Consider the following 23651-nt stretch of genomic DNA (forward strand, 5'->3'; position numbering starts at 1 on the left):
CTTATTCACAGTCATCGAACTGCCGGCCGACCTCTTCGATATGCGTTTGCATCGCTTCGGCGGCGGTATGAGGCCGATGCGCGCTGACAGCATCGTAGATCGCGCGATGCTGCGCGAGCCGCGCCGTCGCGAGCCGATGCGATTCGTCCTCGGAAGCCGACGCCAGCAGCGTATTTCTCGCGATATGGCTGCGCAAGGTCGAACCTGCATTCAGGCAGAGCGTGGCCAGCATCCGGTTATGGGAAGCGCGGACCAGCGCCAGATGGAAATGCGCATCCGCGAGCGCTTCGGCCTCCACGTCTCTCGCGTGCACGGCATCGGTCATGCGCTGAAGCAGCGTCTGCAACTCGCGCAGATCGCTGTCGGCTGCACGCGTCGCGGCGAGCCTCGCAGCGGCGCATTCGACGACGAGCCGGAACTCCAGCGTGTCGCGTCTCGAAGCCGCGGTTTCGCCGAACACCGAAGGCTCCAGCATGTCCGATGCGGGCGGCGCGCGGCGAATGAACAGCCCGCGGCCGTGACGCGCATCGATTGCACCGGTTGCGATCAGTCGCTGGATGGCCTCGCGAAGCGTCGAGCGCGATACGCCGAGCGTCAGCGCCAGTTCGCGTTCGGGCGGCAGACGCGGCTCGTTGCGCAAGCCGGCTTCTTCGATCGCGCTTTCGAGCTGACGAGCGACGCGCGCGACCGTCTCGCGGCGTCCGGCCCTACGCTCGGTCGTGTGGGGCTGCTGCATCGGTGGTCTGACCATCTTGGTGAGTGCCCAAGGTTGTTTCAACATGGTGGGGTCGCGCTTCGCTTCCCCGCGAACATCGGCGCGCTCGGCGCGTCTCTCTAAAGGTGAGAACGAATGGACGAGATCAATCAGTATTCCCTATTTATCGATGGAGACTGGGTTGCGTCGAGCGGCACGGCGCGGCTCACGGTGCGCAATCCGGCGACAGGCGAAACCATCGCCACGGCCGCCGACGCGACGGACGCGGATATCGACCGCGCGGTTCAGTCCGCGGCGGCGGCATTTCCCGCATGGAGCCGCCGCACGGCCGTCGAGCGCGCGGACTTCCTGTTGCGCCTGAACACGCTGATCCAGCGCGATCACGAACGCCTGGCGCGGCTGCTGACGCAGGAAGTCGGCAAGCCGATCCGCGAGGCGCGCGGCGAGATCGATTTCGCGATCTCGCTGATTCGCTTCGCCGCCGAGAATGCGCGCCGCCTCGAAGGCGATATCGTGCCGGGGAGCCGTCCGGGCGAAAAGATCCTGATCGACAAGCAGCCGCATGGCGTGATCGCCGGCATTTCGGCGTGGAATTTTCCGGCGGGGCTGCTCGCGCGCAAGGTCGCGCCGGCGCTCGCGGCCGGCAATACGATCGTGCTCAAGCCGCATGAACTGACGCCGGTGACATCGCTCGAAATCGCCAGGCTCGTCGCCGAAGCAGAGTTCCCGGCGGGCGTCGTCAACATCGTGAGCGGGGGCATTCCGGCGGGACAGCGCCTTGTCGCGAATCCGGCCGTGAAAATGGTCACGATGACGGGCAGCACCGCGGCGGGCAAAAAGATCATGGCCGCGGCCGCGCCGACGCTGAAGGAAGTCCGCCTCGAACTCGGCGGCAAGGCGCCGTTCATCGTGCTCGCCGACGCCGATCTCGAAGCGGCCGCCAGCGCGGCCGTCGAGGCGCGCTTTCTCAACGCGGGTCAGGTCTGCACGTGCAATGAACGCACGTACGTGCACGAAGCCGTCTACGACCGCTTCCTCGAACTGGTGAGCCAGAAGATCGGCGCGATCAAGGTCGGCGATCCGTCGAACGAAGATACGACGATGGGCCCGAAGATCAGCGCCGCCGAGCTCGAAAAGGTCGAGGCGATGGTCGCAAAGGCGGTGCATCAGGGCGCGCGCGTGCGGATCGGCGGCGCGCGGCTGAGCGGCGGCGTGTACGAGCGCGGCCATTTCTACGGTCCCACGCTGCTGACGGACGTGACGCACGAGATGGACATCGTGCAGGGCGAGGTGTTCGGTCCGGTCATGTCGGTGCTCAAGGTGCGCGATTTCGACGAGGCACTCAAACTCGCGAACGATTCGAGCTACGGTCTTTCCGCGTATCTCTTCACGAAGGATCTCGGCGTGCTGATGCGCACCGCCGCCGAACTGAACTTCGGCGAGATCTACGTGAACCGTTCGCTCGGCGAAGCGCCGCAAGGTTTCCATCATGGTTACGGCGATAGCGGCCTGGGCGGCGAGGACGGCAAGTACGGGCTCGAAGCCTACGTTCGCACGAAGACGATCTATCTGAACGCCTGACGCAGGCGCGGGCGCAAGCCCGCGCATCGTGCCGCGCGTGTCAGTTGCAGGAAGCGGGCGCGATGCCGTCCAGCATGTGGCGGAACGCGATCATTCCCGGATCGTCGAGACCGATCGAGCGCTCCGCGAACATCCGCGCGCGCCCGATCCGGTTCGGCTGCGTTCTGAACGACGCGATGGTTTCGTCGACTGCCGCGCTCGCGGCGGCGTATTGCGCACGAGGATCGTCGATACCGTCGATGGCGTCGTGCGCGGCCGCGAGCGTATCGAGCACGGTCTTGTCGCCGAGCTTCGCGCCGCCGCGCTGAGACATCGCATCGAGCGCAGCTTGCAGGGCCGCGGGCAGGTCGCGCCAGGCGAGCGTCGCCTGGTTATCGAGCCGGCGCGCGAGCGTCATGAACGCCACGGTCAAAAGCGTGCCGAAGCTCGATCCCGACGCGCGCGCGCAAGCCTGCGCGCAGGCCTTGAACAGCAGGCCGAGATCCGCGTACGGACCGGCGTCGAGCGCCGTGCGCACGCGCGCGGCGCATTTTTCGAGCGTCGCGCCGAGGTCGCCGTCGCCGAGCTGGCCATCGAGCCGATTGAGCTCGGGCGCCGCTTCATCGATACGGTCTGCCCAGCGGCGCAGCGCGGCTTCCATCTGTGAAGGCGTGAGAGACATCGTCAGTGGCTCCAGAACGGGCAGCGCGCGGGCGCGCGCAGCAGCGTTTCGAGATCGGCGTCGAGGCGCTGGATCGTGAGCGATGCGCCCGTCATTTCCATCGACGTCGCATAGCGCCCGACGAGCGGCGCGACGATGCTCACGCGCTTCGCATCCAGCAGCCGCGCCACCGCGCGATAGAGGATGTAAAGCTCCTCGTGCGGCGTCGCGCCAAGCGAGTTGAGCATGACGGAAACCCGCTCGCCCGCGCCCACGTCGAGGTCGGCGAGCACGCGTTCGAGCATTTCGCCCGCGAGCGCGTCGGCCTGTTTCAGCTCGCCGCGCCAGATGCCGGGCTCGCCGTGAATGCCCATCCCCATCTCGATCTCGCCTTCGCCGATCGTGAAGTTCGGTGTGCCGACTTCCGGCACGATGCAAGGCGTCAGCGCGACGCCGATCGTGCGGCATCCGGCAATGGCCTTGCGCGCGCTGCCGGCCACGTCGTCGAGCGTGGCGCCGCGCTGCTCCGCGCGCGCACCCGCGATCTTGTACGCGTAGACGATACCCGCAACCCCGCGGCGCTTGCCGCTTTCTTCGGCGGATGCGCTCGCGACGTCATCGGTCACGAGCACCGTTTCGCTTTGCATGCCGTCGAGTGCGGTCAGCTCGCAGGCCATGTCGAAGTTCATCCGGTCGCCGCCGTAGTTGCCGTACAGGCAAAGCACGCCCGCGCCGCGCTCGGCGGCATGCATCGCGTCGATGCAGTCGCCGACGGTCGGTCCGGCGAACACGTTGCCGATCGCGCAGGCATCGAGCAGCCCCTCGCCGACGTAGCCGGTGAAAAGCGGCATATGGCCCGAGCCGCCGCCGGACACGACGCCGACCTTGCCTTCGAAGCCCGGCGTCGCGCGCGCGATCACGCGGCCGCTTTCGCCGGCGCGGCGGTACGTGTCGGGATGGGCTGCGCACAGGCCGTCGAGCATTTCGTCGACATACGCGCCCGGTTCGTTCATCAGCTTCTTCATGAATTCCTCCAGCGGTGCGTGTGCGTCAGGCGGGGACGAAGCGCGCGAGCGAGACCTCGGGCGTCACGTCTTCGAACTGCACTTTCATCGGCATGCCCATCTTCACATCCTGGGGAATGCCGTTCCCGAAGTTGCCGACGACGATCGGGCCATCGTCGAGTTGAACGAGGCAGACGTGATACGGCAGCTCGCCGCGAAAGGCGTCCCAGTACGCGCGATGAAACGTGACCCACGAGACGAGCGTGCCGCGGCCGCTGACCGCTTCCCACGCCTGCGCATCGGACAGACACGAGGGGCATACGGGCGATGCCGGAAAATGCCGATGGCCGCATTGCCGGCACACCTGCACCGACAGCCGATGCTGGCGCGCGAAGTTCCAGTAACCCTTCGAATACTCGTCGATCGCCGGTAGCGGCTTGTCATAGGCAGTGGTCATGGCTTATCCCTTCGTGTAGATGATCGATCGCGTGCACGGCGTGGCCGCGATGTACTGCACGACCTCGCAGTCCTTCACCTGGCGCGCGCCGCATTCGCCGCGCAGCTGCCGCACCGCTTCGACATTGAGCGCCCAGCCCTGCATATACGAATTCGACAAGTGGCCGCCATCGGTATTCGTCGGCAGCCGGCCATGTACGCCGAGCGCGCCGTTCTCGACGAACGCGCCCGCCTCGCCGCGCTCGCAGAAGCCGAGCCCTTCGAGGCTGAAGAGCACCGTCGGCGTGAAGTTGTCGTAGCACATCAGGGCATCGACATCGTCCTTCGTGACGCCCGCCATCTCGTAGGCCTGCGTGCCCGCCTCGCGCACCTCGTCGTACCAGAACTCGGGATCGAAGTTGCCGATGGCGGAACGCTCGAACGCATCGCGCGCGCCGACGCCCGAAATCAGCACCGGCGGCTGTCGGAGATCGTTCGCGCGCTCGCGCGTCGTGAGAATCATGCAGACGGCGCCGTCGTTGATGAGGCAGTAGTCGAGCAGACCGAGCGGCTCGACGATCCTGCGTATCGACGCGTGATCCTCCAGCGTGATGGGCTTGCGCATGACCGCGTCGGGATTCAGGATTGCGTTGTTGCGAAAGGCGACGGACACTTCCCCGAGCTGGCGCGTCGTCGTGCCGTAGCGCTCCATATGCATGCGGAACATCAGCCCATGCGAAGCGCCCGGCGACGTGAGACCCCACGGGTCCCAGAACGAAGCGAATTCGTCGCCGCCATAGTTCATCCGGCGCGAGCGCCCGATGTTCGTATAGATGAGCGCGACATATTTCGCCGCGCCCGTTTCGAGCGCGAGCATCGCTTCGGCGATCGCCATGCCGGACATGCGGCCGTGGCCCGGCAGCGTCATCGTCCAGCGCGGATTGAGGCCGAGGATCTCGCCCATGCGCGCATAGAAGGGCACGCGGCAGCAGAGCAGGCCGTCGATCTCGTTCTTGTCGAGCCCGCAATCGGCGATCGCGGCCTTGAATGCCTCGGCGCCGAGCGCGTAATCGTCGACGGCGGGGAAGTCGCCGTAAGGCGTGTTGCCGACGCCGACGACGGCGATCCGGTTACTGAGGCCCTGCATCGGATTCATGCTGTGTCTCCGTTCGATATGGGATGGTCGGGGCAGACGCGCTCAGATCACGCCTTCCTCGCGCAGCGCGTCGATCTCCGACGCGCCGTAGCCGAGCCACTGGCTGAGCACGTGTGCGTTGTCCTCGCCGTAGCACGGCGCGCCGCGGTCGATCACGCCGCCGCTATAGGCGGGCGTCGCGGCGAGCTTGACCGGGAATTCGATGACCGGCCAGCGGCCGATGCGCGTGCCCGTTACTTCCGTCAGCCAGCCGAGTTCGGTGAGTTGCGGATCGGCATCGCAGCGGCCGGCGGCCGTCTGGCACACGCCGGCCGGCACGCCCGCGCGCTGCAGGCGCTGCATGCAGGCGTAAGGCTCCTGACTCGACGTCCACGCGCCGACGAGCGCGTCGAGTGCGTCCTGGTGAGCGAGCCGGTCCGTGAGCGTCGCGAAGCGCGGGTCGCCGGCGAGCGCGGGCAGTTGTGCGGCGTCGACGAAGGTGTGCCAGTGCGCGTCGCTGAAGCAGGCGATCGCGAGCCACGCGTCATCGCCCGCGCACCGGTAGGCGCCGTGCGGCGCGGCGCGCTTGTACGGCGAGCGGTTGCCGTAGCGCGTCCAGACGCGGCCATTGGCCGACCAGTCGAGCACGGACGACGCCGTCTGGAAGATGCCGGATTCGCACTGCGACGAGTCGATCCACTGGCCTTCGCCGGTGCGCTCGCGGTGATAGAGCGCGCCGAGCGCGGCGAGCGCGAAGCCGTATGCGCCGATCCAGTCGAGATACGAGTAGCCCCATCCGGCAGGCATCGCGGGATCGGGCAGGCCGGACATTTCGGTGCTGCCCGCGAACGACGCGGCCACGGGCCCCACCGTACGGAACCGGCCATAGCGGCCGATCGTGCCCATGCCCGACTGCTGCACATAGATGATGTCCGGCCGGATCGACTTCAGCACGTCGTAGCCGAGGCCGAGCCGTTGCAGCACGCCGGGCGAGAACCCTTCGGCGACGATATCGCACTGGCGGATCAGATCCTTCGCGATCGCGAGACCTTTCGGATGCCGGATGTTCAACGACATGCCGCGCTTGCCCGCGTTCTTGTTGTTGAACTGCCCGCCCATATCGGGGTCCGTGACGCCCGGCAGCGGCCCGGTGGCCTTTTCGCGCGCCTCACGGCCGCCGACCGGCGCCATCGCGGCCAGCCGCGTGTCGGGATTCTCCTTCCATTCGACCTTGATGCTTTCCGCGCCGAGCGCATTCAGGAAGCGCGTGCCGCCCGCCGATGCGAGGAACCACGAGAAGTCGAAGATGCGCACGCCCTGCAAAGGGAATGGCTTGCCATGCTTCGAGAGCGTCACACCGGCGGGCGATGGATCGCGAGGCCGCGCGGGCAGCTTGTCCCCTTCGCTGCGCGCGAGCGGCTTCGTGAGCGGCTTCATGAGCGTGGCGTCGTCGTTGTGCTCGCCGAGGAACGGCGCGCGCGTGCCCGCCTGCCATGCGGTGGCCGTGCCGAGCCATTTGCTGGTCGGATAGCGGAAGCTGCGGCCAAGCTCCGGATGTTCGATGTCGCTGAACGACGAGCGCGCGAGCCAGTGCTCGTCCTCGGCATTCTCGTGAGGCTTGCGCACGGGCGCCCACAGCAGCCCCGCGTCCTGAGCTTCGCGCCACGGCAAGTGTTCGTAATCGTACGAGCCGACGAAACGCTGGATGACTTCGAGCATATGGCGCGTATCGGCATCGACCTCGGTCGAACCCGGCGTGTTGCGAGCCGTCATGTCGGTGTCGCTCGGGGGCGGCTGCAGGTCCTCGGCCTTGTCGAACTGTTGGAGGAACGGCACGAGCCGCGCCTTGTCGCGCGCGGATACGCCCCATGTCATGTTCCAGCGGCCATCCGACGTGCGGCTGATATTCGGCACGTCGCTCGGCGTCTCGGATGCGTGCCGCGCCGTCTGCCGATAAAGCGGCGCATGCCGCATCACCCACGACATGAGGTCGAGTTCGGTGTTGATCGACACGGCTTGATGGATCGCGCACGAGACATCCTGACCTTCGCCGGTGCGCAAGCGGTGCATCAACGCGGCGAGAATCGCGACGGCGGTCTGGTCGCCGGCGATGTGATACGCGTGCCAGACCTGCGGGGCGATCGGGGGCGTGGAGTAGGTGCCGTCCGCATTCCGGTCGTAGCCGCAGTTCATCATCACGCCGCCGAGCGCGAGATGAACGAGGTCCGATGCGCGATAGTCCTTCCACGGTCCGCTGTCGCCGAACGGCGTAATGCGCGCATGGATCAGCGCGGGAAAACGCTTTGTCACCGGCTCGCCGAGTTCCAGGTCGCGCGCGAGGCGGCCGCACGTGCTGTCGAGCAGGATGTCCGCGTGGGCCAGCAGGTCGAGCAGTCGCGCACGGCCCGTGGGACTCGCCGTATCGATCACCACCGATTTCTTGCCGCGGTTGTAGGCCCAGAAATGCAGCGAGCGCTCGCGGTCTTCGACGTCTTCGTAAAACGGCCCGATGCCGCGCGTCGTATTGCCGTGAAGCGGTTCGATCTTGATGACCTCGGCGCCCAGTCCTGCCAGCAGCAGACCGCAGTATTCGCCGGTTTCGTCGGCGACTTCGATGACCCTGAGGCCGGTCAGCATGCCGGGGAGGGTAGCGGGGTCGGGCATGCTGGGTCCGGAAGCGGTGCGATGCGACATGGTTCTCCTTTGCCGGGCCGTGTTACCCGGAATCGTCGATGCAAATTATAAAATATATTCTATAACGCGGTCACGTCACTTTCGATTTGAATCTCAAGCCGGGGATCGGGCGCGGCGAATGGGCGCCGGGACGCGGCGTGCGCCGACGCGCACACAAAATGCATCGGCGACGGCGCGGGGGCTGCGGCGTCGTACAATACGGCCTGGCGTTGCCTTGCAGGCTGAGCGTGTCGGCTCAATCGGCGGGCCCGAAGCGCGATCGCACCTTCTCTGGACAATCATGGCTTTCCTCACAAAACTCGATCACGTGGCAGAACGTTTGCGAGAACGGATCATCTCGGGTGAGTACCCGCGCGGCCACAAGCTGAAGCAGGCGGATATCGCCGCCGAACTCGGCGTATCGATCACGCCGGTGCGCGAGGCGCTCAAGGCGCTCGAAATGGAAGGCTTCGTCGTCAGCGAACCGCATCGTGGCCTGTCAGTGCCCGATATCGATCCGATGCGCGCACGCGAGATCTTCGAATTGCGCGTCGTGCTGGAGCGCATGCTCGCCTTCAAGGCCGCCGAGCGCGCGACGAAGGAAGACATCGCCGAGCTGCGCGCGATGCACAAGGAGTTCGTCGCGCTGGTCAAGAGCGGCGAGCGCTTCGCGATTCGCGCCGCGAACGTGCGGTTTCACTTCCGGCTCTACGAGATCGCCGACTGTCAGCAGACGCTGCAGTTCGTCCGGGTGCTGTGGGCCAAGTTTCCGTTCAACTTCCATTACGATCAGGCAGGGCGATTCAAGCAGTTGCCGCACGAGCACGTCGAGATCCTGCGCAAGCTCGAGGATCACGACGCGCAGGGCGTGGCGGATGCGATGACCGAGCACATCGAGGCCGGCTGGGTTCGGGTCGAGAAGAATCTGACGACGCCGTCCACTGCCGCCTGACGGTGCTGCCCGGCCAGCGCTGCTTCGGCGCTGACCGGAAGGCGCGGGCCGCGATCAACGTCCCGCGCGGGCGGGGGTGAGCGGCTGCCCCGTTTCGGCGGCGATCGGTGCGATCGGCTCCTCTTCCACCAGCGAGCGGCGGCAGGTTTCCGGCAGCGTGAAATACAGCACGACGAACGCGATCAGCGCGATCGCGCAAAGATAGAACGCCGGCGAAACCGCAATGCCCGTGCTTGCCACCAGGGCGGCCGCGATCAGCGGACCGGTGCCCGCGACCGGCCCGGCGCCGAGATTGAGCGCGAGCGCGCCGCTCGTCATCCGCGTGCGCGGCGGGAACAGCTCCACGACGACAACCGTGTTCATCACGTTGATGAGCGCCTGAAACGACGCGAAGATCACGAGCCCCGCGAATGCGATCAGCAGGCTGCCCGACGACAGCATGAAGAACACCGGCAAGCCGAACGCCATGTGTCCGAAGATGCCGATGAGGAAGGTCTTGCGACGGCCGATCACATCCGACAGCCAGCCCGCCAGCGGACAGAACAGCCCGTAGAGCACGAGGCTCGCGCCGCTCACCATCACCGATTCGGTGCGCCCCAGATGACCGGTCACGGGCAGATAGTTCACCATGTACGTGACGAAGTAGTAGAAGCCGAGACCGGTGATGCTCGCGAACAGGAACGCGATGCCGATCATGCGGATATCTTCCTTCAGCGAAGCAAGGAACGGCGTTCTGGCAACGCCGCCCGCCGAGCGCGCCTTGATTTCCTCGAACACCGGCGTGTCTTCGAGCTTCAGCCGCATGTAGAGGCCGACCAGCCCCACAGGCACCGCGAGCACGAAGGGAATGCGCCAGCCCCACGCATCGAATGCCTGCGCATCCAGCCTGCTCGATATGGCGAACACCACGAGACTGCCTGCCGCGACGCCGAATGCGGCCGTCGCCGAAATCACGCTCGCTGCGATGCCCCGGCGATTCGCCGGCGCATATTCGACGAGAAACGTGCCCGCGCCCATCCATTCGCCGCCGACGGACATGCCTTGCACGCAACGCGTGAGCAGGAGCGCGACGGTCGCCCACATGCCGATGCGCTCATAGGTCGGGAGGATCGCGAGCACGAACGTGGCCGCGCTCATGACGATGATCGCGATGGCGAGCGACTCCCGCCGGCCCACACGATCGCCGATCATGCCAAGCACGATGCCGCCCAGCGGACGAAGCAGAAAGGCGATGCCGAACACCGCGAGCGATGAAAGCAGCGCGACCGTCGTGTTGCCCGCCGGAAAAAACGCGTGACCGATATTGACCGCGACGAAGCCATACACCGCGAAGTCGAATCACTCCATGAAATTGCCGATCAGTGTCGCGATGACCGCGCGCCTTCTGCGAGTCGAGATGTCGGCCTTGGGGCCGCCGTTCGTCGTGTTCAATGCAGTCTCCGGTTTTGTCTGTTCTGTAGGTGGATCGCGCGCCGATGCGGCCCGCGATTCAGCGCAGCGAGCGGTTCCAGTTCGTTGTCGGCGCGCCGGCGATGGGACTTTCGAAGGTCAACACCGCATCGCCGAGCAGGCAGCCGAGGTAGGCGGTTCTCCTGTCTGGACCGCCGAACACGAGGCTCGATACGCTTTTCAGCCGCGATGTGCCGGTCGTCGCCATGTCGTCGGGCGTGAGCGAACGGGCCGCGTAGCGCGACGCGAGGTAAGCCGTGTACTCGACGTCGAGGTCTTCGAGCACGATCTGCGTCGAGCCGTCCGGCCGAACGACGATGACGCGGTTGCTGCCGACGCAGGTGACCCACACGCCGCCGAATGCGTCGAAGCACAGGCCGTCCGGAAAGTCGGCGCCTTCGTATTGGCAGACGATTTCCTTCGGTCCCAGCGACGGTCCCGGCAGCAGGGAGAACCGGCTCGTCTTCTGCGCGTAGGTTTCGTTCACGTACAGCCACTTGCCGTCAGGAGAGAAGGCGATTTCGTTCGTATAGCCAAGACCGTCCGCCACGATGCGCGATCCTTTCGCGTCCGCCACGCCGATGAAGCCATCGGCAACATCGCGCGTCCACGCCCGCGCACGCGGACGCATGCGCGTGCTGACCGTGAACCAGATCGCGCCGTTGCCGTCTTCGACGACGAAGTTCGTCGGCGGCATGGGCGCGTTGTCTACGGTCTCCACGACGGGTTCGACCGCGCCGTTTCCATCGATGCTGAAGATGCCGCCGAGCTCGCTGCCGAGGTTGGCGAACAGCACCTTGCCGCGCGTCGATAACGCGATGCCATTGGGCACATAGCGACGCGGATTGCCGTCGGCCGGCAGGACATGACGCGGCGAGCCGCCGGGACGCCAGTGCGTGTAGCCGCCTGCGCCGTGCGCGGCGATCAGTTCGCCCGTCTCAAGCGCGAGCACGCACTCCGGCCGGGTGAGGCCGGCAGCGGAGACGCGCAAGTCGGAAAAAACAAGCCGGAAGTCGGGCCTGAGTGGATAGGACATCGGAAGCTCTCCCGCATGGGTTGGACGTGAAAGGGCGCACGCCGGTACGTGAAAACGCCGGTACGTCTGCCGGTGGTCCCAGACAATATAATTTATATTTTGCATTTTATAAAATGATGCCGTCGAGCGCAGCGGCGGACGGCGCTTACATCTGCGCGCCGATCATCCAGGGCACGAACTCGTCGTCACCGACGCCAAGCGCTTCGCTTCGACTCTTCTCGCCGCTGGCGACGCGCAGGATTGCGCGGAAGATCTCTTCGCCTTTTTCCTGCACCGTGGCGCTGCCGTCCATGATGTCGCCGCAGTTGATGTCCATGTCGTCGCGCATGCGCTCGAACATCTTCGTGTTGGTCGCCAGCTTGATCGATGGTGCGGGTTTCGCGCCGAAGCAGGAACCGCGTCCCGTCGTGAACAGCACGAGATTGGCGCCGCTCGCGACCTGGCCGGTCGCGCCCATCGGGTCATAGCCGGGCGCATCCATGAAGACGAGGCCGTGGATCTCGATGGGCTCCGCATAGCGATACACGCCCATGAGCGGCGTCGATCCGCTCTTGGCCACCGCGCCCAGCGATTTTTCGAGGATCGTCGTCAGGCCGCCTGCCTTGTTGCCCGGCGTCGGATTGTTGTCGATGCTGCCTTTCTCGCGTTCCGCATAGCCTTCCCACCAATGAATGCGCTCCACGATCTTCTCGCCGACCTCGCGCGAGATCGCGCGGCGGGTGAGCAGGTGTTCCGCGCCGTAGATCTCCGGGGTCTCGCTCAGGATCGCCGTGCCGCCGTGCCGCACCAGCAGGTCGACCGCCGCGCCGAGCGCGGGATTCGCCGTGATGCCCGAATAGCCGTCCGAGCCGCCGCATTGCAGCGCGATGCTCAACGCCGACACGGGCACCGGTTCGCGCGTGACTTCGTTCGCGGCGGGGAGCAGCGCGTGGACCGCCTCGATCGCGGCATCGATCGTTGCTTGCGTGCCGCCTAGCTCCTGCATCACGAGCGGAACCATGCGCGGTCCGCTTTGCACGTTTTCGGCGACGAACATGGCGCCCATCTGATTCGCTTCGCAGCCCAGTCCGATGACGAGCACGGCGGCGAAATTGGCGTGCTTCACATACCCGCCGATGGTTCGGCGCAGTTGCGCGATGCCCTCGCCGTGGTGATCGATGCAACAGCCGAAGCTATGCGTGACGGGCACGACGCCATCGACGTTTGGATAATTCGCCAGCGCGCCCGGTGCTGCGAAATGTTGCGCGACGCGTTTGGTGACGGTGGCCGAACAGTTGACCGTGCTGACAACGCCGATGTAATTGCGTGTCGCGACGCGGCCGTCGGCCCGGCGAAAACCCATGAAAGTGAGCGGTGTGCCGGGTGGGTCGACGGGTTTGACGTCGCAGCCGTACGCGTAGTCGCGGTCGAATGCGCCGATCGAGAGGTTGTGCGTATGCACGTGCTGGCCCCGTGCGATATCGGCCGTGGCGAAGCCGATCACCTGGCCGTAGCGGCGCACCGCTTCGCCCTTCGTGATCGAACGCAATGCGATCTTGTGGGCGGCGGGAATGTCGTCCAGCAGGACGATGTCGTCGAATTCGGGCAAGGTCGTGCCCGCCGTGAGGGCGTCGCGCGCGATGGCGACGTCGTCGGTTTCGTGAAGTTTCAGGGCTCGTGATGCGGTGAAGGTGAGGGTGTCCATGTCGATCCTCCGGTGCGATCGGTGGGGAAGAAACGCCGATGGTGCAAGAGAGGGCGAGGATTGGGGAAGGTGGTCGGACCATCGTCGAGGCGCGGGGCTGGCGGCGGCTGCGTTACCGGTAACGCACTCGAATTGCACGAGCTGCCGAACAATCGCTATACTGGCTCCGCGATCGTGTGGCCCGACCACTTCGATTGGCCTGACCGCAGAACGAATCAAGCAGACTGACTGGAAGTGTCGCATCGGCCCCGCGTTCGATGCGCCGGAAAGGAGCGTGCTGTAGATGAAGTCGCGCAGCGCCCTCTCCACAAGAAAAATGAAAGGAGACGATTCGATGTTCCGTAAAGGAAGGCCAGTGAGCGCCGCGCTCGCGCTTGCCGCCTGCGCGCTTACGAGCGTAGCGCAAGCGCAGGTCGCAACGGGCGACACCACGCAGAAGAAGATCGCACTATCGAATAGCTTCGCCGGCAACGCGTGGCGGCAGTCGATGCTCAAGAGCTGGAACGCCGTCGCGCAGCAGGCGGTGGCGGACAAGAAGATCGCGGCCGCGCCCGCTTTCACGACCGCCGAAAATCAGGTGACGGAACAGGCGCAGCAGGTCCAGAACCTGATTCTGCAGGGCTATAACGCGATCGTCATCGACGCCGTATCGCCCACCGCGCTCAACGGCACCATCAAGAAGGCGTGCGCCGCGGGCGTGGTCGTCGTGTCATTCGACGGCATTGTCGACGAGCCGTGCGCGTATCGTGTGAACTTCGACTTCAAGGGTTGGGCAGAGCAGGGCGTCGACTATCTGGCGACGCGGCTCAACGGAAAGGGCAACATTCTGGAAGTGCGCGGCGTGGCCGGCATTTCCGTCGACAACCTCATGCACGAAGGCGTGCTGGAGGGGCTCAAGAAGCATCCGGGGCTCAAGCTCGTCGGATCGGTCAATGGCGACTGGACGCAATCGGTCGCGCAAAAGAGCGTCGCCGGCATTCTTCCGACGTTGCCGCAAGTCGATGGCGTCGCCACCGAAGGCGAGATGTCGTTTGGCATCGCACAGGCGTTCAAGGCCGCCAGCCGTCCCGCGCCGCCGATGATCATCGGCAGCACGTATCCCGAACTGCAATGGTGGAACGAACAGGCGAAGACCGGCTATCAGTCGCGCTCGCTGTCGAATCCGCCGGGCGCGGTCTCGTTCGCGTTCTGGGTCGCCCAGCAGGTGCTCGCGGGCAAGAAGCTCCCGAAGGAAGTGACCATCAACGTGCCGCTGCTCGCCATCTCGCAAGAGGAGTTGCCCGCGAAGCTGGCCGCGACGCCGCCGGGCGGCATCGCCGACGTAACCTACACCTTGCCGCAGACCGTGGCCCTGCTCGACAAGAAGTAAGCATGGCATGACGCCACGTAGGGAGGCATGTGAATGGGCGCAACAATCGACAATGAGGAACGGCGCGCGCTGATTCGCTTCGAAGGCATCGGCAAGACCTTCGGGCGGGTGCGCGCGCTCGCGGACATCGACTTCGCGTTCATGCAGGGCGAATGCGTCGGCATCGCGGGGCACAACGGCGCGGGCAAATCGACGCTGATGGCCGTGCTCGCGGGCGTGTATGCGCCGACGCAGGGCCGCATCGAAGTGAACGGGCAGAGCGCGCCGCACTACGACGCCAACGCCGCGCGCGAGGCCGGCGTGCGCTGCGTGTTTCAGGAACTCTCGTTGTGCGCGAACCTGACGGTCGCGGAGAACATGACGATCGTGCATCCGCAATTGCGCGGACGCGGCTGGCGGCGCAGGGCCACGGCGCTCATGCGCGAGAAGCTCGAAGAAATCTTTCCGGGCAATGGACTCAAGGGCAACGAAGTCGTTTCCGATCTGACGCTCACGCAGCAGCAGATGGTCGAGATCGCGCGCGGCTTCACGGTGACGGACGCACCCGTGCGTCTTGTGATTCTTGACGAGCCGACTTCGTCGCTCGATGCACACACCGCCGATCAGCTGCTGGCCTTCGTGCGGCGCGCGGCGGAAAGCGGCATCACGTGCCTGCTCATCACGCACATGCTCGGTGAGATCGAGCGCGTCGCGGATCGCGTGATGGTGATGCGCGACGGCGGCATCGTCGGCGTGCTGCCGCGCGACTCGGCGGACCGGGCGTCGATCATTCAGGCGATGGGCCAGCATCTCGAAGCGGAGCGGACGCCGGCCGCCGCGCGCATGCGCGATGCGCAGAGCGGCGAGAAAGCATTTCGCTGGAACGTCGGCGCCAGAAAACATACGTCGATCGAAGCATCGCGCGGCGAGATCGTCGGCTTCGCCGGACTCGCGGGGCAAGGGCAGACAGAAGCGCTGCTCGCCATCTACGATGCCGCGACGAGCCGCGGCGCGGGCCGCATGAAAGCCGCGTTCGTCGCGGGGGATCGCGGGCGCGACGGCGTGTTCCCGGTGTGGTCGATCGCGCAGAACCTCGACATGCGGTGGCTCGTCGGCGGCGCGAAACGCAAGCGCGGCTTGATCGATTTCGCGGCGGCGCGCGCGCTTGCGGAAGCGTGGCGCACGAAGATCGGCATACGCGGCGCATCGATGAACGCCGGCATTCTGTCGCTCTCGGGCGGCAATCAGCAGAAGGTGCTGTTCGCGCGCGCGCTCGCATCGGACGCGCAACTCATTCTGATGGACGATCCCACGCGCGGCGTCGATGTCGGCACCAAGCGCGATATCTACCGGCTCGTTCACGACGAAGCCGCGAAAGGCCGCACATTCATCTGGTACACGACAGAAAACGAAGAACTGTCGCATTGCGACCGCACGTATGTCTTCCGCTCGTCGGCGGTGACGCGCGTGCTGCACGCCGACGAATGCACGGAAGAAGCGCTGCTCGCGGCGAGCTTCGAGGAGCAGGCCGCATGACCGCCATGCGCATCACGTTTCGGGGCACGCAGGCGCGACTGCGCGCGCTGCTTCCGGCGATCTCGCTCGTCGCGGTGCTGGTGCCGATTCTCATCATGCAGCCTGCGGTGATGAGCTATTTCGGATCGAGCCTGCTGCTCAATCTGGCCGTGCCGATCGTGCTGGCGACGCTCGCGCAGCTCGCCATTATCACCGTCAACGATCTCGACTTGTCCATCGGGCCGTTCGTGAGTCTCGTCGCGTGCATCGGCGCGACGCTGCTCGTCAAGACGCCGTGGCTCGGCGCGCTCGCGCTCGCCGGTTGCGTGCTCGCGTATGCGGCGGTCGGCGCGCTGATCGAGCTACGGCAGATTCCGTCCATCGTCGTGACGCTCGGACTGTCCTTCGTGTGGAGCGGGCTCGCCATCGTGCTGTTGCCTTCGCCGGGCGGTACGAGCCCCGGCTGGCTCGGCACGGCGATGGGTTATCAGACGCCGTTCATCGCCGCGCCTATCGTGTGGTCGGTGCTGATCGCCATCGTGGGCCATATTCTGCTGATGCGGACCTCGGCCGGCGTGCGCATACGCGGGGCGGGCGGCAATCCGCGCGCGATGCGGCGCTTCGGCTGGTCGCTCGTGCGCAGCAAGGCGACGCTCTACGGCATCGCGGGCGTGTTCGGCGTGCTGTCGGGGCTTTCGCTGCTCGGCCTCACGACCTCCGCCGACGCGAATCTCGCGCTGCGCTACACGCTGCTTTCGATCGCCGCGGTGATCCTCGGCGGCGGCGAGTTCGTCGGCGGTCGCGTATCGGTCATCGGCGCGGTGCTCGGCGCGATCACGCTCACGCTCGCGGCGTCGTTCCTCGCCTTTCTCAACATCTCGGCGGATTGGCAAGTCGGCATGCAGGGCGCGATCCTGATCGTCGTGCTGTCGTTGCGCGTGCTGCTGCAACGCGGGGAGCGGCAATGAAATCGCAGACATCGGGCGAAGCCATCGGCAACGATGCAACCGCATGGGCGCGGCTCAGAAGCATTCAGGCGCCGTGGGCATGGTCCTTCATCGGCATGGTGCTCGTGTGGTTCGGCATCGTCGGCATCTTCGGGTTCGGCATCGCGAGCAATGTGGCGCAGACAGCGCTCACGTACGGCGTGTTCATGGTGCTCGTCGGTCTCGGGCAAATGCTCGTCATCACGTCGGGCGTCGGCAATATCGACCTCTCGGTGCCATCGACGATCGCGCTCGCAGGCGTCGTCGGCATGCACGCGATGAACGGTGCAAACGATCAGATCGCGCTCGGCGTGGCGGCAGCGCTCGGCGTCGGCGTCGCGGTCGGGATCGCGAACTACATGCTGATCCGGCTGCTGCGCATTCCGCCGATCATCGCGACGCTGTCGTCGAGTTTCATCATCCAGTCGATCGCCATCACGCAGGGGCGCCAGCTTCCTCCGCCGCCGCCCGCGCTCGGCGCATTCGCCACGGGCCGGCTCCTGAACGTGCCGTATATCGCGCTCGTCGCGCTGGTCTTGTCGGCGGCGCTGGCCGTGCTGCTTCATCGCGCGGTGTATGGCCGCAGGCTTTCCGCCATCGGACAGAACGCGCGGGCCGCGTGGCTCGCGGGCGTCGATGTGCACCGCACGCGCTGCCTCGCCTATGTGCTTTCGTCGATGATCGCGGCGCTCACGGCGCTGCTGCTCGCGGCGACATCGGGCGGCGCGTCGCTCGATATGGGCGTCGAGTACATGCTGATCTCGATTGCCGTGGTCGTGATCGGCGGCACGCTCGTCACGGGCGGCAAGGCGACGATCGTCGGCGTGTGGGGCGCGTCGATGTTCCTGTTTCTCACGAACGCCGCGCTCAATGCGGTCGGCGCGGATGCGGGCGTGCGCTCGATCGTCTACGGCGTGCTCATCATCGCGGTGACGGTCGCGGCCGGCGGCAAGTCGGCGCGCTGACACGGCGATCCACATCCACAGAAGGACGAGGGGACATGAAACCCAGCGATTTCGAAGTGCATGACGCGCGTTTCAGGCTGCTGCTTCAGCCGAACGCGTTTCTCACCCGCCTGACCGGTGAATGCCTGTGGGCCGAAGGACCGGTGTATTTTCCGGCGGCGGACCTGCTCGTCTGGAGCGACATACCGAACAACCGCATGTTGCGCTGGGCGCCGGGCATGGGCGTCGGCGTGTTTCGTGCGCCGTCGAACTACAGCAACGGCAACACGCGCGACCGCGAAGGGCGGCTCGTGAGCTGCGAACACGGTGCGCGCCGCGTGACGCGCACGGAGCACGACGGCAGCGTGACCGTGCTCGCATCGCACTTCGAAGGCAAGCGGCTGAATTCACCGAACGATGTCGTCGTGGATTCGCAGGGCGCCATCTGGTTCACCGATCCGGACTACGGCATCCTGAGCGACTACGAAGGCTATCGCGCCGACAGCGAGATCGGCCGATGCAACGTGTATCGCGTGGCGCCCGATGATACGCGCGTGCAGCTCGTCTGCGACGACTTCGCGAAGCCCAACGGTCTCGCGTTTTCTCCGGACGAATCGCGGCTCTATATCGCTGATTCCGCCGCTTCCCATGACGACGAAGCGCCGCGTCATATCCGCGTGTTCGATGTATCGGGCGAAGGCGTCTTGCGCAACGGACGCGTGTTCATCGAGATGCAAAGCGGCGTGCCGGACGGCATGCGTCTGGACGAGCACGGCAACGTATGGACGAGCGCGGAAGACGGCGTGCACTGCTACGCACCCGACGGCACGCTGCTCGGCAAGATCCTGATGCCGGAAGTCGTCGCGAATCTGACGTTCGGCGGGATCCATCGCAATCGCCTGTTCATTGCGGCGACTTCATCCATCTATTCGCTTCATGTCGGTGTGCGCGGCGCGGGGCGGTAAGACTTCATAACATCGAAACGATAATCGGAGACGAACATGAAGGCGGCAAAACTCGGCGTGGCGTTGTGCATGATCGCGGCATCCGTGGGCGCGTCGGCGCAGGTGGCAACGGGCGACACGTCGTCGATGAAGATCGCGCTGTCGAACAACTACGCGGGCAATAGCTGGCGGCAGCAGATGCTCAAGAGCTGGTCCAACATTGCGGATCCCGCCGTGAAGCAGAAGATCGTCGCGGCGGCGCCCAGTTTCACCACGGCGGAGAGCCAGGCGACCGAGCAGGTCCAGCAGATCCAGAATCTCATTCTGCAGGGCTTCAAGGCGATTGCCGTCGATGCCGTTTCGCCTACGGCGCTCAACGGCGTCATCAAGCAGGCGTGCGGGGCGGGCGTGACGGTCGTATCGTTCGACGGCATCGCGACCGAACCGTGCGCGTATCGCATCGCGGTGGACTTTCAGGGGATGGGCCGCATGCAGGTCGATTACCTGGCGAAGCGGCTGAATGGCAAGGGCAATCTGCTCGAGATTCGTGGACTCGCGGGCGTCTCCGTGGACGACGAGATTCATCAGGGCATCGTCGATGAACTGAAGAAGTATCCGGGGCTGAAGATCGTCGGTTCGGTGCATGGCGACTGGACGCAGACCGTCGCGCAAAAGCAGGTCGCGGGCATCCTCCCGACGCTGCCGAAGATCGACGGCGTGGTCACGCAAGGCGGCGACGGCTTCGGCGCGGCGCAGGCGATCAAGGCAGCCGGGCGGCCGACGCCGATCATCATTCTCGGCAATCGCCAGGAAGAGCTCGCGTGGTGGGCCGATCAGAAAAAGAGCGGTTACGAGACGATGTCGGTGACGATTCCGCCCGGCGCGTCTTCGTTCGCGTTCTGGGTGACGCAGCAGATTCTCGCGGGTAAGAAGGTGCCGCACGACATCCGCATGCCGGTGCTCGAAGTGAAGCCGGAAGAGCTTGACGCCGTGCTTGCAAAAACCCCGGCGGGCGCGCTCGCGAACAAGGAGTACACGCGCGAGGAAGTCGTCGCAGTGGTGGACCGGAAGTAAGGCGAGGCGGGCAGCGTTCGCGCGGAGATATCGCGATGCGCTGCCCGTCGCGGCTGTGCAGATTGTGATCGCGCTAGAACGTCGTGCGCAAGCCGACCATCACGCTGCGGCCGCCCTCGGGCGCGATATCGCGCACGACCGAACTCGCATAGCGAATATCCTGATTGGTCAGGTTGTCGCCGCGCACATAGGCGAGCCAGTGGGTCATGCCGACGTGGAACCGGTAGGTGAGCATCAAGCCGAGCCGCGTATAGCTCGCAGTCGGCAGATCGTCTTCGGGCACGCGATGCTGCGCCCACGCGTGCTCCATCTCCGCATGCGCGCCGAACGGCCCGTAGCCGTAATCGACCGCGACCGTCGCGCGTAACGGCGAGATGCGCGGCAGCGGCTGACCGGTGTCCATATCGCGGGCGTGCGTGTAATCGCCGACCAGGGAGACGTCGACCGAGTGCGCGCCGTGCTCGTACACGCGCCATTTGCCATCGAGCTCGATGCCGTAGAACTCCGCGCGCACGCCGCGATAGACCGCTTCGTTCAGGGCATCGTCGGTGCCGGGCGGCACGACTTCGTCATCGTCGTTGACGAGGCGTCCGGTGTTGAACTCGGTCAGATAGTTTCTGAATCGGCTGTAGAACGCGCCAATGCTGCCCTTGTTCGGCCCGCTCGCAAAACGCAGCGACAAGTCCGCCGAGACGGCCTTTTCCTTCTGCGCATCCGGATTGCCGATCAGGTATTGGCCGGTCGCGTCGTGCGGTCCGTTGGCGAAGAGTTCGTAGAGCGCGGGCGCGCGCTCCGTATAAGCGACGTTTCCCGCCACCGACCACACGGGCGTGAGCTTGTACAGCGCGCCGAGCGAAGCGCTGACCGCGTTGAAGTCGCGATCGGCAGCGCCCGCGAACTTGTCGTTGCCCGCCGCGGTGGGATCCTGCCTGACGTGTTCGTAGCGTGCGCCCGCGCTCAGCTTGAGCGCATCGGTGACGTTCCACTCTTCAAGCCCGAAGAGCGCCACGTTGGTCGTCTGCGTGGTCGGCACGAGCGCCTCGTCGCCGAGCGCCGAGAACGTATTCTGGCTGACCTGCACGCCGATCGCGCCTTCCAGCGGACCGATCTTGCGGTGCCGCGCCTCCAGCCGCGCTTCATAGCCGTGATTGCGGAACGTCGTGCTCGTCTCGCCGTCGTCGATTTCCCTGTGCTCGTAGTCCGTGTAGCCGAAATCGAACTTCAGTTGCGAGAACGGCCCTTGCAGATTGCGCACTTCGGACGCGAACGCGACGTGATCCTGATGCATGCGCAACCGCACATCGTCTTCCGCGACCGAACCGTAGTTCGCTTCATAGCCGTTGTACGACAGGCCCGCATAGCCATCGGCCCAGGTGTACGCGCCGCCGACCGCGCCGCCGTGCCAGCGGCCGTCGCTGTTCGGGATGCTGCCGTAGGGCTCGTCGGCGTCGGGGCCGTCGAGCGCTCGCTGACGGTCCGAATGCGCGAAGCCGGGAATGCGCTCCTTGCTGGTTTCGCGGTCGAACGCGTCGACGTGAAAGGCGAATTGCCCGTTACCGCCTTCGACCATGGCTGCGCCGGCGCGCGCATCGTTGGCACCGCCGTAACTCGCATCGACCGCGCCGTCCACGCCCTTGATCGGCTCGCGCGGAATGCGGTTGTCGATCGTATTGACCACCCCGCCGATGGCGTTGCCGCCGTACAGCAACGCCGCCGGTCCGCGCACGATCTCGACGCGCTCGATCGTGAGCGGCTCCTGCGGCACGGCGTGATCATACGAGAGCGACGAGGCGTCCCACGCCGCCACGCCGTTCTGCAGAAGGCGGATGCGGTCGCCGTCCATGCCGCGGATGATCGGGCGGCCGACCATCGGCCCATAGGTCGTCGTGGACACGCCCGGCAGGCCATTGAGCGTCTCGCCCAGCGAGTTGGTCTGCCTGCGCGTCAACGCGTCGCCGTACAGGGCGGTAGCCGGCGCGATGAGATCGGTATTGCCGAGCGGGTTGGCGGTGACGAAAACCGGCGCCAGCGCGCCGCCGGGAACCGCAGGGGCGCTGGCGGCCGCGTCCTGCTGAGCCTGCGCGATCACCGCGAAGCAGGCGAGAGATAGGGGAGACAGGCGCAGGGCCCGTTGCGATAGGCGTTTCAGGTCTTTTTTCACGGTGGTTGTTCGAATATTTCACCTTGGTACCGTCCGCGCTTGATGCGCAACAATATATCGTTGCATCGACGGAGCGCGGCAGTCACATCGAAAACGTACCGAGCTACGATGTGCGGACGCAATGTTATATTGTTGCATCGACACCGTAAACGGATATCTCAGCTTCGCAGCCGTCCGCGACCAAAGGGCAGATCATCGTCCCGAGGTTTTCTCAACGGCCAGAACGACCCATTTTCCGCCTTGTTCTTCGTAAAGCGTCGCGGAGGCATTCCTGAGATCGCCAGTGCGGGTGAATGAAATCGTGCCGGTGATTCCATCAAACTCATTCGTTCGCAGGGCTTTGATGTATTGCGCCGGGTCGGTCGAGTCGGCCGATTTCATCGCATGGATCATGGCCCACGCGGCGTCGTAGGCGAGCGGAGCGAACTGCACGATGCCGGCGCCGAACCGGGCCTTCAGTCTGGCGTCGAGTTCGGCCGCGCGAGGCATCCGGTCGCGCGGAAGTCCGTATTCCCAACTGAGCATTCCTTTCGCGCCCGAGCCGGCAAGTTGAAGAAAATGGTCATTCGTGAATCCACCTTCTCCCATGAACCGGGCCTTGATACCGAGCTGACGAATCTGTTTCGCCAGGCCGGCGGCTTGTATGTCCTGGCCGACATAGAAGATCAGGTCGGGGTTCAAGCCCTTGATCGTCGTGAGCAGGGCTCGGAAGTCGATGGCGCTTACCGTGGTGTACTGCCACGAGACGAGTTGAGCGCCACGCTTTTGAATCGCCTTCACGTATTCCGTGACCAGGTTTGTGCCGTAGTCGGTACTGTCGTCGATGACCGCGATACGTCTCGCTCCCAGCCGCTCGACCGAATAGCTTGCCGCGAGCAACGCCATCTGATCGTCGTTGCTGATTGTCCGAAAGGTGGTTTCGAAGCCTTGCGCGGTGTACGAAGGCGAACTCGACGTCGGCGAAATCTGCGGAATGCCGGCCCGCCGGTACACCGCGGATGCCGCGACGGAACATCCGGAATTGTAGTGACCAATGACCCCGCTCACGCCCTCGTCGACAAAGCGCTGTGCGACGAGCACCGCGGTTTTTGGATCAGCGGCATCGTCCTGCGCATCGATCTCGAATGCGACTTTCTTTCCGCCGATTTTGAAACCCTGCGCGTTGGCTTCCTCGAACGCGAGACGGGCGGCATTCTCGACATCCTTTCCGTTCGATGCCGAAAAGCCGGTCAGCGGCGCGGCGATCCCTATCTTGACCACCTTCACGTCGTCCGGCTTTCCAGCTTCCTGTGCGCTGGCGCCGATGGCGAAAAGCAGGATGAGTGCGAGAACGAAGTGGCGAAGAGACATGAGTGCTCCACGAGCGCGTTTTTTG

At 65.4% G+C, this 23651-nt stretch carries 19 protein-coding genes; 8 read left to right on the forward strand and 11 right to left on the reverse strand.

The window, feature by feature from the left end; genetic code table 11:
• Window position 1: 1 nt before the first annotated feature.
• Window positions 2–736, reverse strand: a complete 735-nt coding sequence (locus AWB70_RS17455) for a FadR/GntR family transcriptional regulator (protein WP_053570753.1) — start codon at window positions 734–736, stop codon at window positions 2–4.
• Window positions 737–850: 114 nt separating this feature from the next.
• On the opposite strand from AWB70_RS17455, the gene aldA reads away from it, so the two are divergent.
• Entirely contained in the window at window positions 851–2296 is a 1446-nt protein-coding gene (gene aldA / locus AWB70_RS17460) for an aldehyde dehydrogenase (RefSeq protein WP_053570488.1), read from the forward strand.
• A gap of 40 nt (window positions 2297–2336) precedes the next feature.
• Here aldA and AWB70_RS17465 read toward each other — a convergent pair whose 3' ends face one another.
• From AWB70_RS17465 to AWB70_RS17485, 5 genes are read right to left on the reverse strand one after another with little or no spacing between them, the layout of a single operon-like run.
• Window positions 2337–2957: a DAK2 domain-containing protein gene (locus tag AWB70_RS17465; RefSeq protein WP_063786725.1), complete on the reverse strand. Its 621-nt coding sequence runs from the start codon at window positions 2955–2957 to the stop codon at window positions 2337–2339.
• 2 nt (window positions 2958–2959) lie between these two features.
• Complete coding sequence (locus AWB70_RS17470; RefSeq protein WP_053570486.1) at window positions 2960–3961, reverse strand: dihydroxyacetone kinase subunit DhaK; 1002 nt, start codon at window positions 3959–3961, stop codon at window positions 2960–2962.
• A gap of 25 nt (window positions 3962–3986) precedes the next feature.
• Window positions 3987–4397, reverse strand: coding sequence for a Zn-ribbon domain-containing OB-fold protein (locus AWB70_RS17475; protein WP_045456885.1), 411 nt, complete (start codon window positions 4395–4397; stop codon window positions 3987–3989).
• A gap of 3 nt (window positions 4398–4400) precedes the next feature.
• Window positions 4401–5531: a thiolase family protein gene (locus tag AWB70_RS17480; protein ID WP_053570485.1), complete on the reverse strand. Its 1131-nt coding sequence runs from the start codon at window positions 5529–5531 to the stop codon at window positions 4401–4403.
• A gap of 42 nt (window positions 5532–5573) precedes the next feature.
• Entirely contained in the window at window positions 5574–8204 is a 2631-nt protein-coding gene (locus AWB70_RS17485) for a CaiB/BaiF CoA transferase family protein (protein ID WP_235024276.1), read from the reverse strand.
• Between the two features lie 280 nt (window positions 8205–8484).
• On the opposite strand from AWB70_RS17485, the gene AWB70_RS17490 reads away from it, so the two are divergent.
• Window positions 8485–9135 carry a GntR family transcriptional regulator gene (locus AWB70_RS17490; protein ID WP_014193370.1) on the forward strand — a complete coding sequence of 217 codons (651 nt, stop codon included), beginning with the start codon at window positions 8485–8487 and terminating at the stop codon, window positions 9133–9135.
• Between the two features lie 54 nt (window positions 9136–9189).
• Here the strand turns inward: AWB70_RS17490 and AWB70_RS17495 are convergent, their stop codons facing one another.
• The 3 genes from AWB70_RS17495 to AWB70_RS17505 all read right to left on the reverse strand — a co-directional run bounded on the left by AWB70_RS17495 (window position 9190) and on the right by AWB70_RS17505 (window position 13304).
• Window positions 9190–10461 carry an MFS transporter gene (locus tag AWB70_RS17495; protein WP_053570484.1) on the reverse strand — a complete coding sequence of 424 codons (1272 nt, stop codon included), beginning with the start codon at window positions 10459–10461 and terminating at the stop codon, window positions 9190–9192.
• A 163-nt stretch (window positions 10462–10624) separates the two neighbouring features.
• Entirely contained in the window at window positions 10625–11620 is a 996-nt protein-coding gene (locus AWB70_RS17500) for an SMP-30/gluconolactonase/LRE family protein (protein ID WP_053570483.1), read from the reverse strand.
• Between the two features lie 145 nt (window positions 11621–11765).
• Window positions 11766–13304 (reverse strand): D-arabinonate dehydratase, encoded by a 1539-nt coding sequence (locus tag AWB70_RS17505; RefSeq protein ID WP_053570482.1) that lies wholly within the window; start codon window positions 13302–13304, stop codon window positions 11766–11768.
• Between the two features lie 334 nt (window positions 13305–13638).
• On the opposite strand from AWB70_RS17505, the gene AWB70_RS17510 reads away from it, so the two are divergent.
• Genes AWB70_RS17510 through AWB70_RS17535 form a run of 6 tightly spaced genes read left to right on the forward strand, consistent with a single transcriptional unit; the run spans window position 13639 to window position 20115 of the window.
• Complete coding sequence (locus tag AWB70_RS17510) at window positions 13639–14673, forward strand: ABC transporter substrate-binding protein (RefSeq protein ID WP_014193366.1); 1035 nt, start codon at window positions 13639–13641, stop codon at window positions 14671–14673.
• Window positions 14674–14706: 33 nt separating this feature from the next.
• The gene (locus AWB70_RS17515) at window positions 14707–16188 is read left to right on the forward strand and encodes a sugar ABC transporter ATP-binding protein (RefSeq protein WP_053570481.1); all 1482 of its coding nucleotides are present in this window, start codon (window positions 14707–14709) and stop codon (window positions 16186–16188) included.
• A complete protein-coding gene (locus tag AWB70_RS17520; RefSeq protein WP_014193364.1) occupies window positions 16185–17135 on the forward strand; it encodes an ABC transporter permease in 951 nt (316 codons plus the stop codon). The genes AWB70_RS17515 and AWB70_RS17520 overlap by 4 nt, the downstream gene beginning before the upstream one ends.
• Window positions 17132–18118: an ABC transporter permease gene (locus tag AWB70_RS17525; RefSeq protein WP_014193363.1), complete on the forward strand. Its 987-nt coding sequence runs from the start codon at window positions 17132–17134 to the stop codon at window positions 18116–18118. Before AWB70_RS17520 ends, AWB70_RS17525 begins: the two co-directional genes overlap by 4 nt.
• A gap of 35 nt (window positions 18119–18153) precedes the next feature.
• On the forward strand, window positions 18154–19062 hold the full coding sequence (locus tag AWB70_RS17530) for an SMP-30/gluconolactonase/LRE family protein (protein WP_053570480.1): 909 nt from the start codon (window positions 18154–18156) through the stop codon (window positions 19060–19062).
• Between the two features lie 36 nt (window positions 19063–19098).
• Window positions 19099–20115 carry an ABC transporter substrate-binding protein gene (locus AWB70_RS17535; RefSeq protein ID WP_053570479.1) on the forward strand — a complete coding sequence of 339 codons (1017 nt, stop codon included), beginning with the start codon at window positions 19099–19101 and terminating at the stop codon, window positions 20113–20115.
• Window positions 20116–20188: 73 nt separating this feature from the next.
• Here AWB70_RS17535 and AWB70_RS17540 read toward each other — a convergent pair whose 3' ends face one another.
• Both AWB70_RS17540 and AWB70_RS17545 read right to left on the reverse strand, forming a co-directional pair.
• Entirely contained in the window at window positions 20189–22276 is a 2088-nt protein-coding gene (locus AWB70_RS17540) for a TonB-dependent receptor (protein ID WP_053570478.1), read from the reverse strand.
• A 192-nt stretch (window positions 22277–22468) separates the two neighbouring features.
• Window positions 22469–23626 carry a branched-chain amino acid ABC transporter substrate-binding protein gene (locus AWB70_RS17545; RefSeq protein ID WP_053570477.1) on the reverse strand — a complete coding sequence of 386 codons (1158 nt, stop codon included), beginning with the start codon at window positions 23624–23626 and terminating at the stop codon, window positions 22469–22471.
• Window positions 23627–23651 lie beyond the last annotated feature (25 nt).

The organism is Caballeronia cordobensis (genome assembly GCF_001544575.2).
In the GTDB taxonomy this organism is placed as follows: Bacteria; Pseudomonadota; Gammaproteobacteria; order Burkholderiales; family Burkholderiaceae; genus Caballeronia; species Caballeronia cordobensis.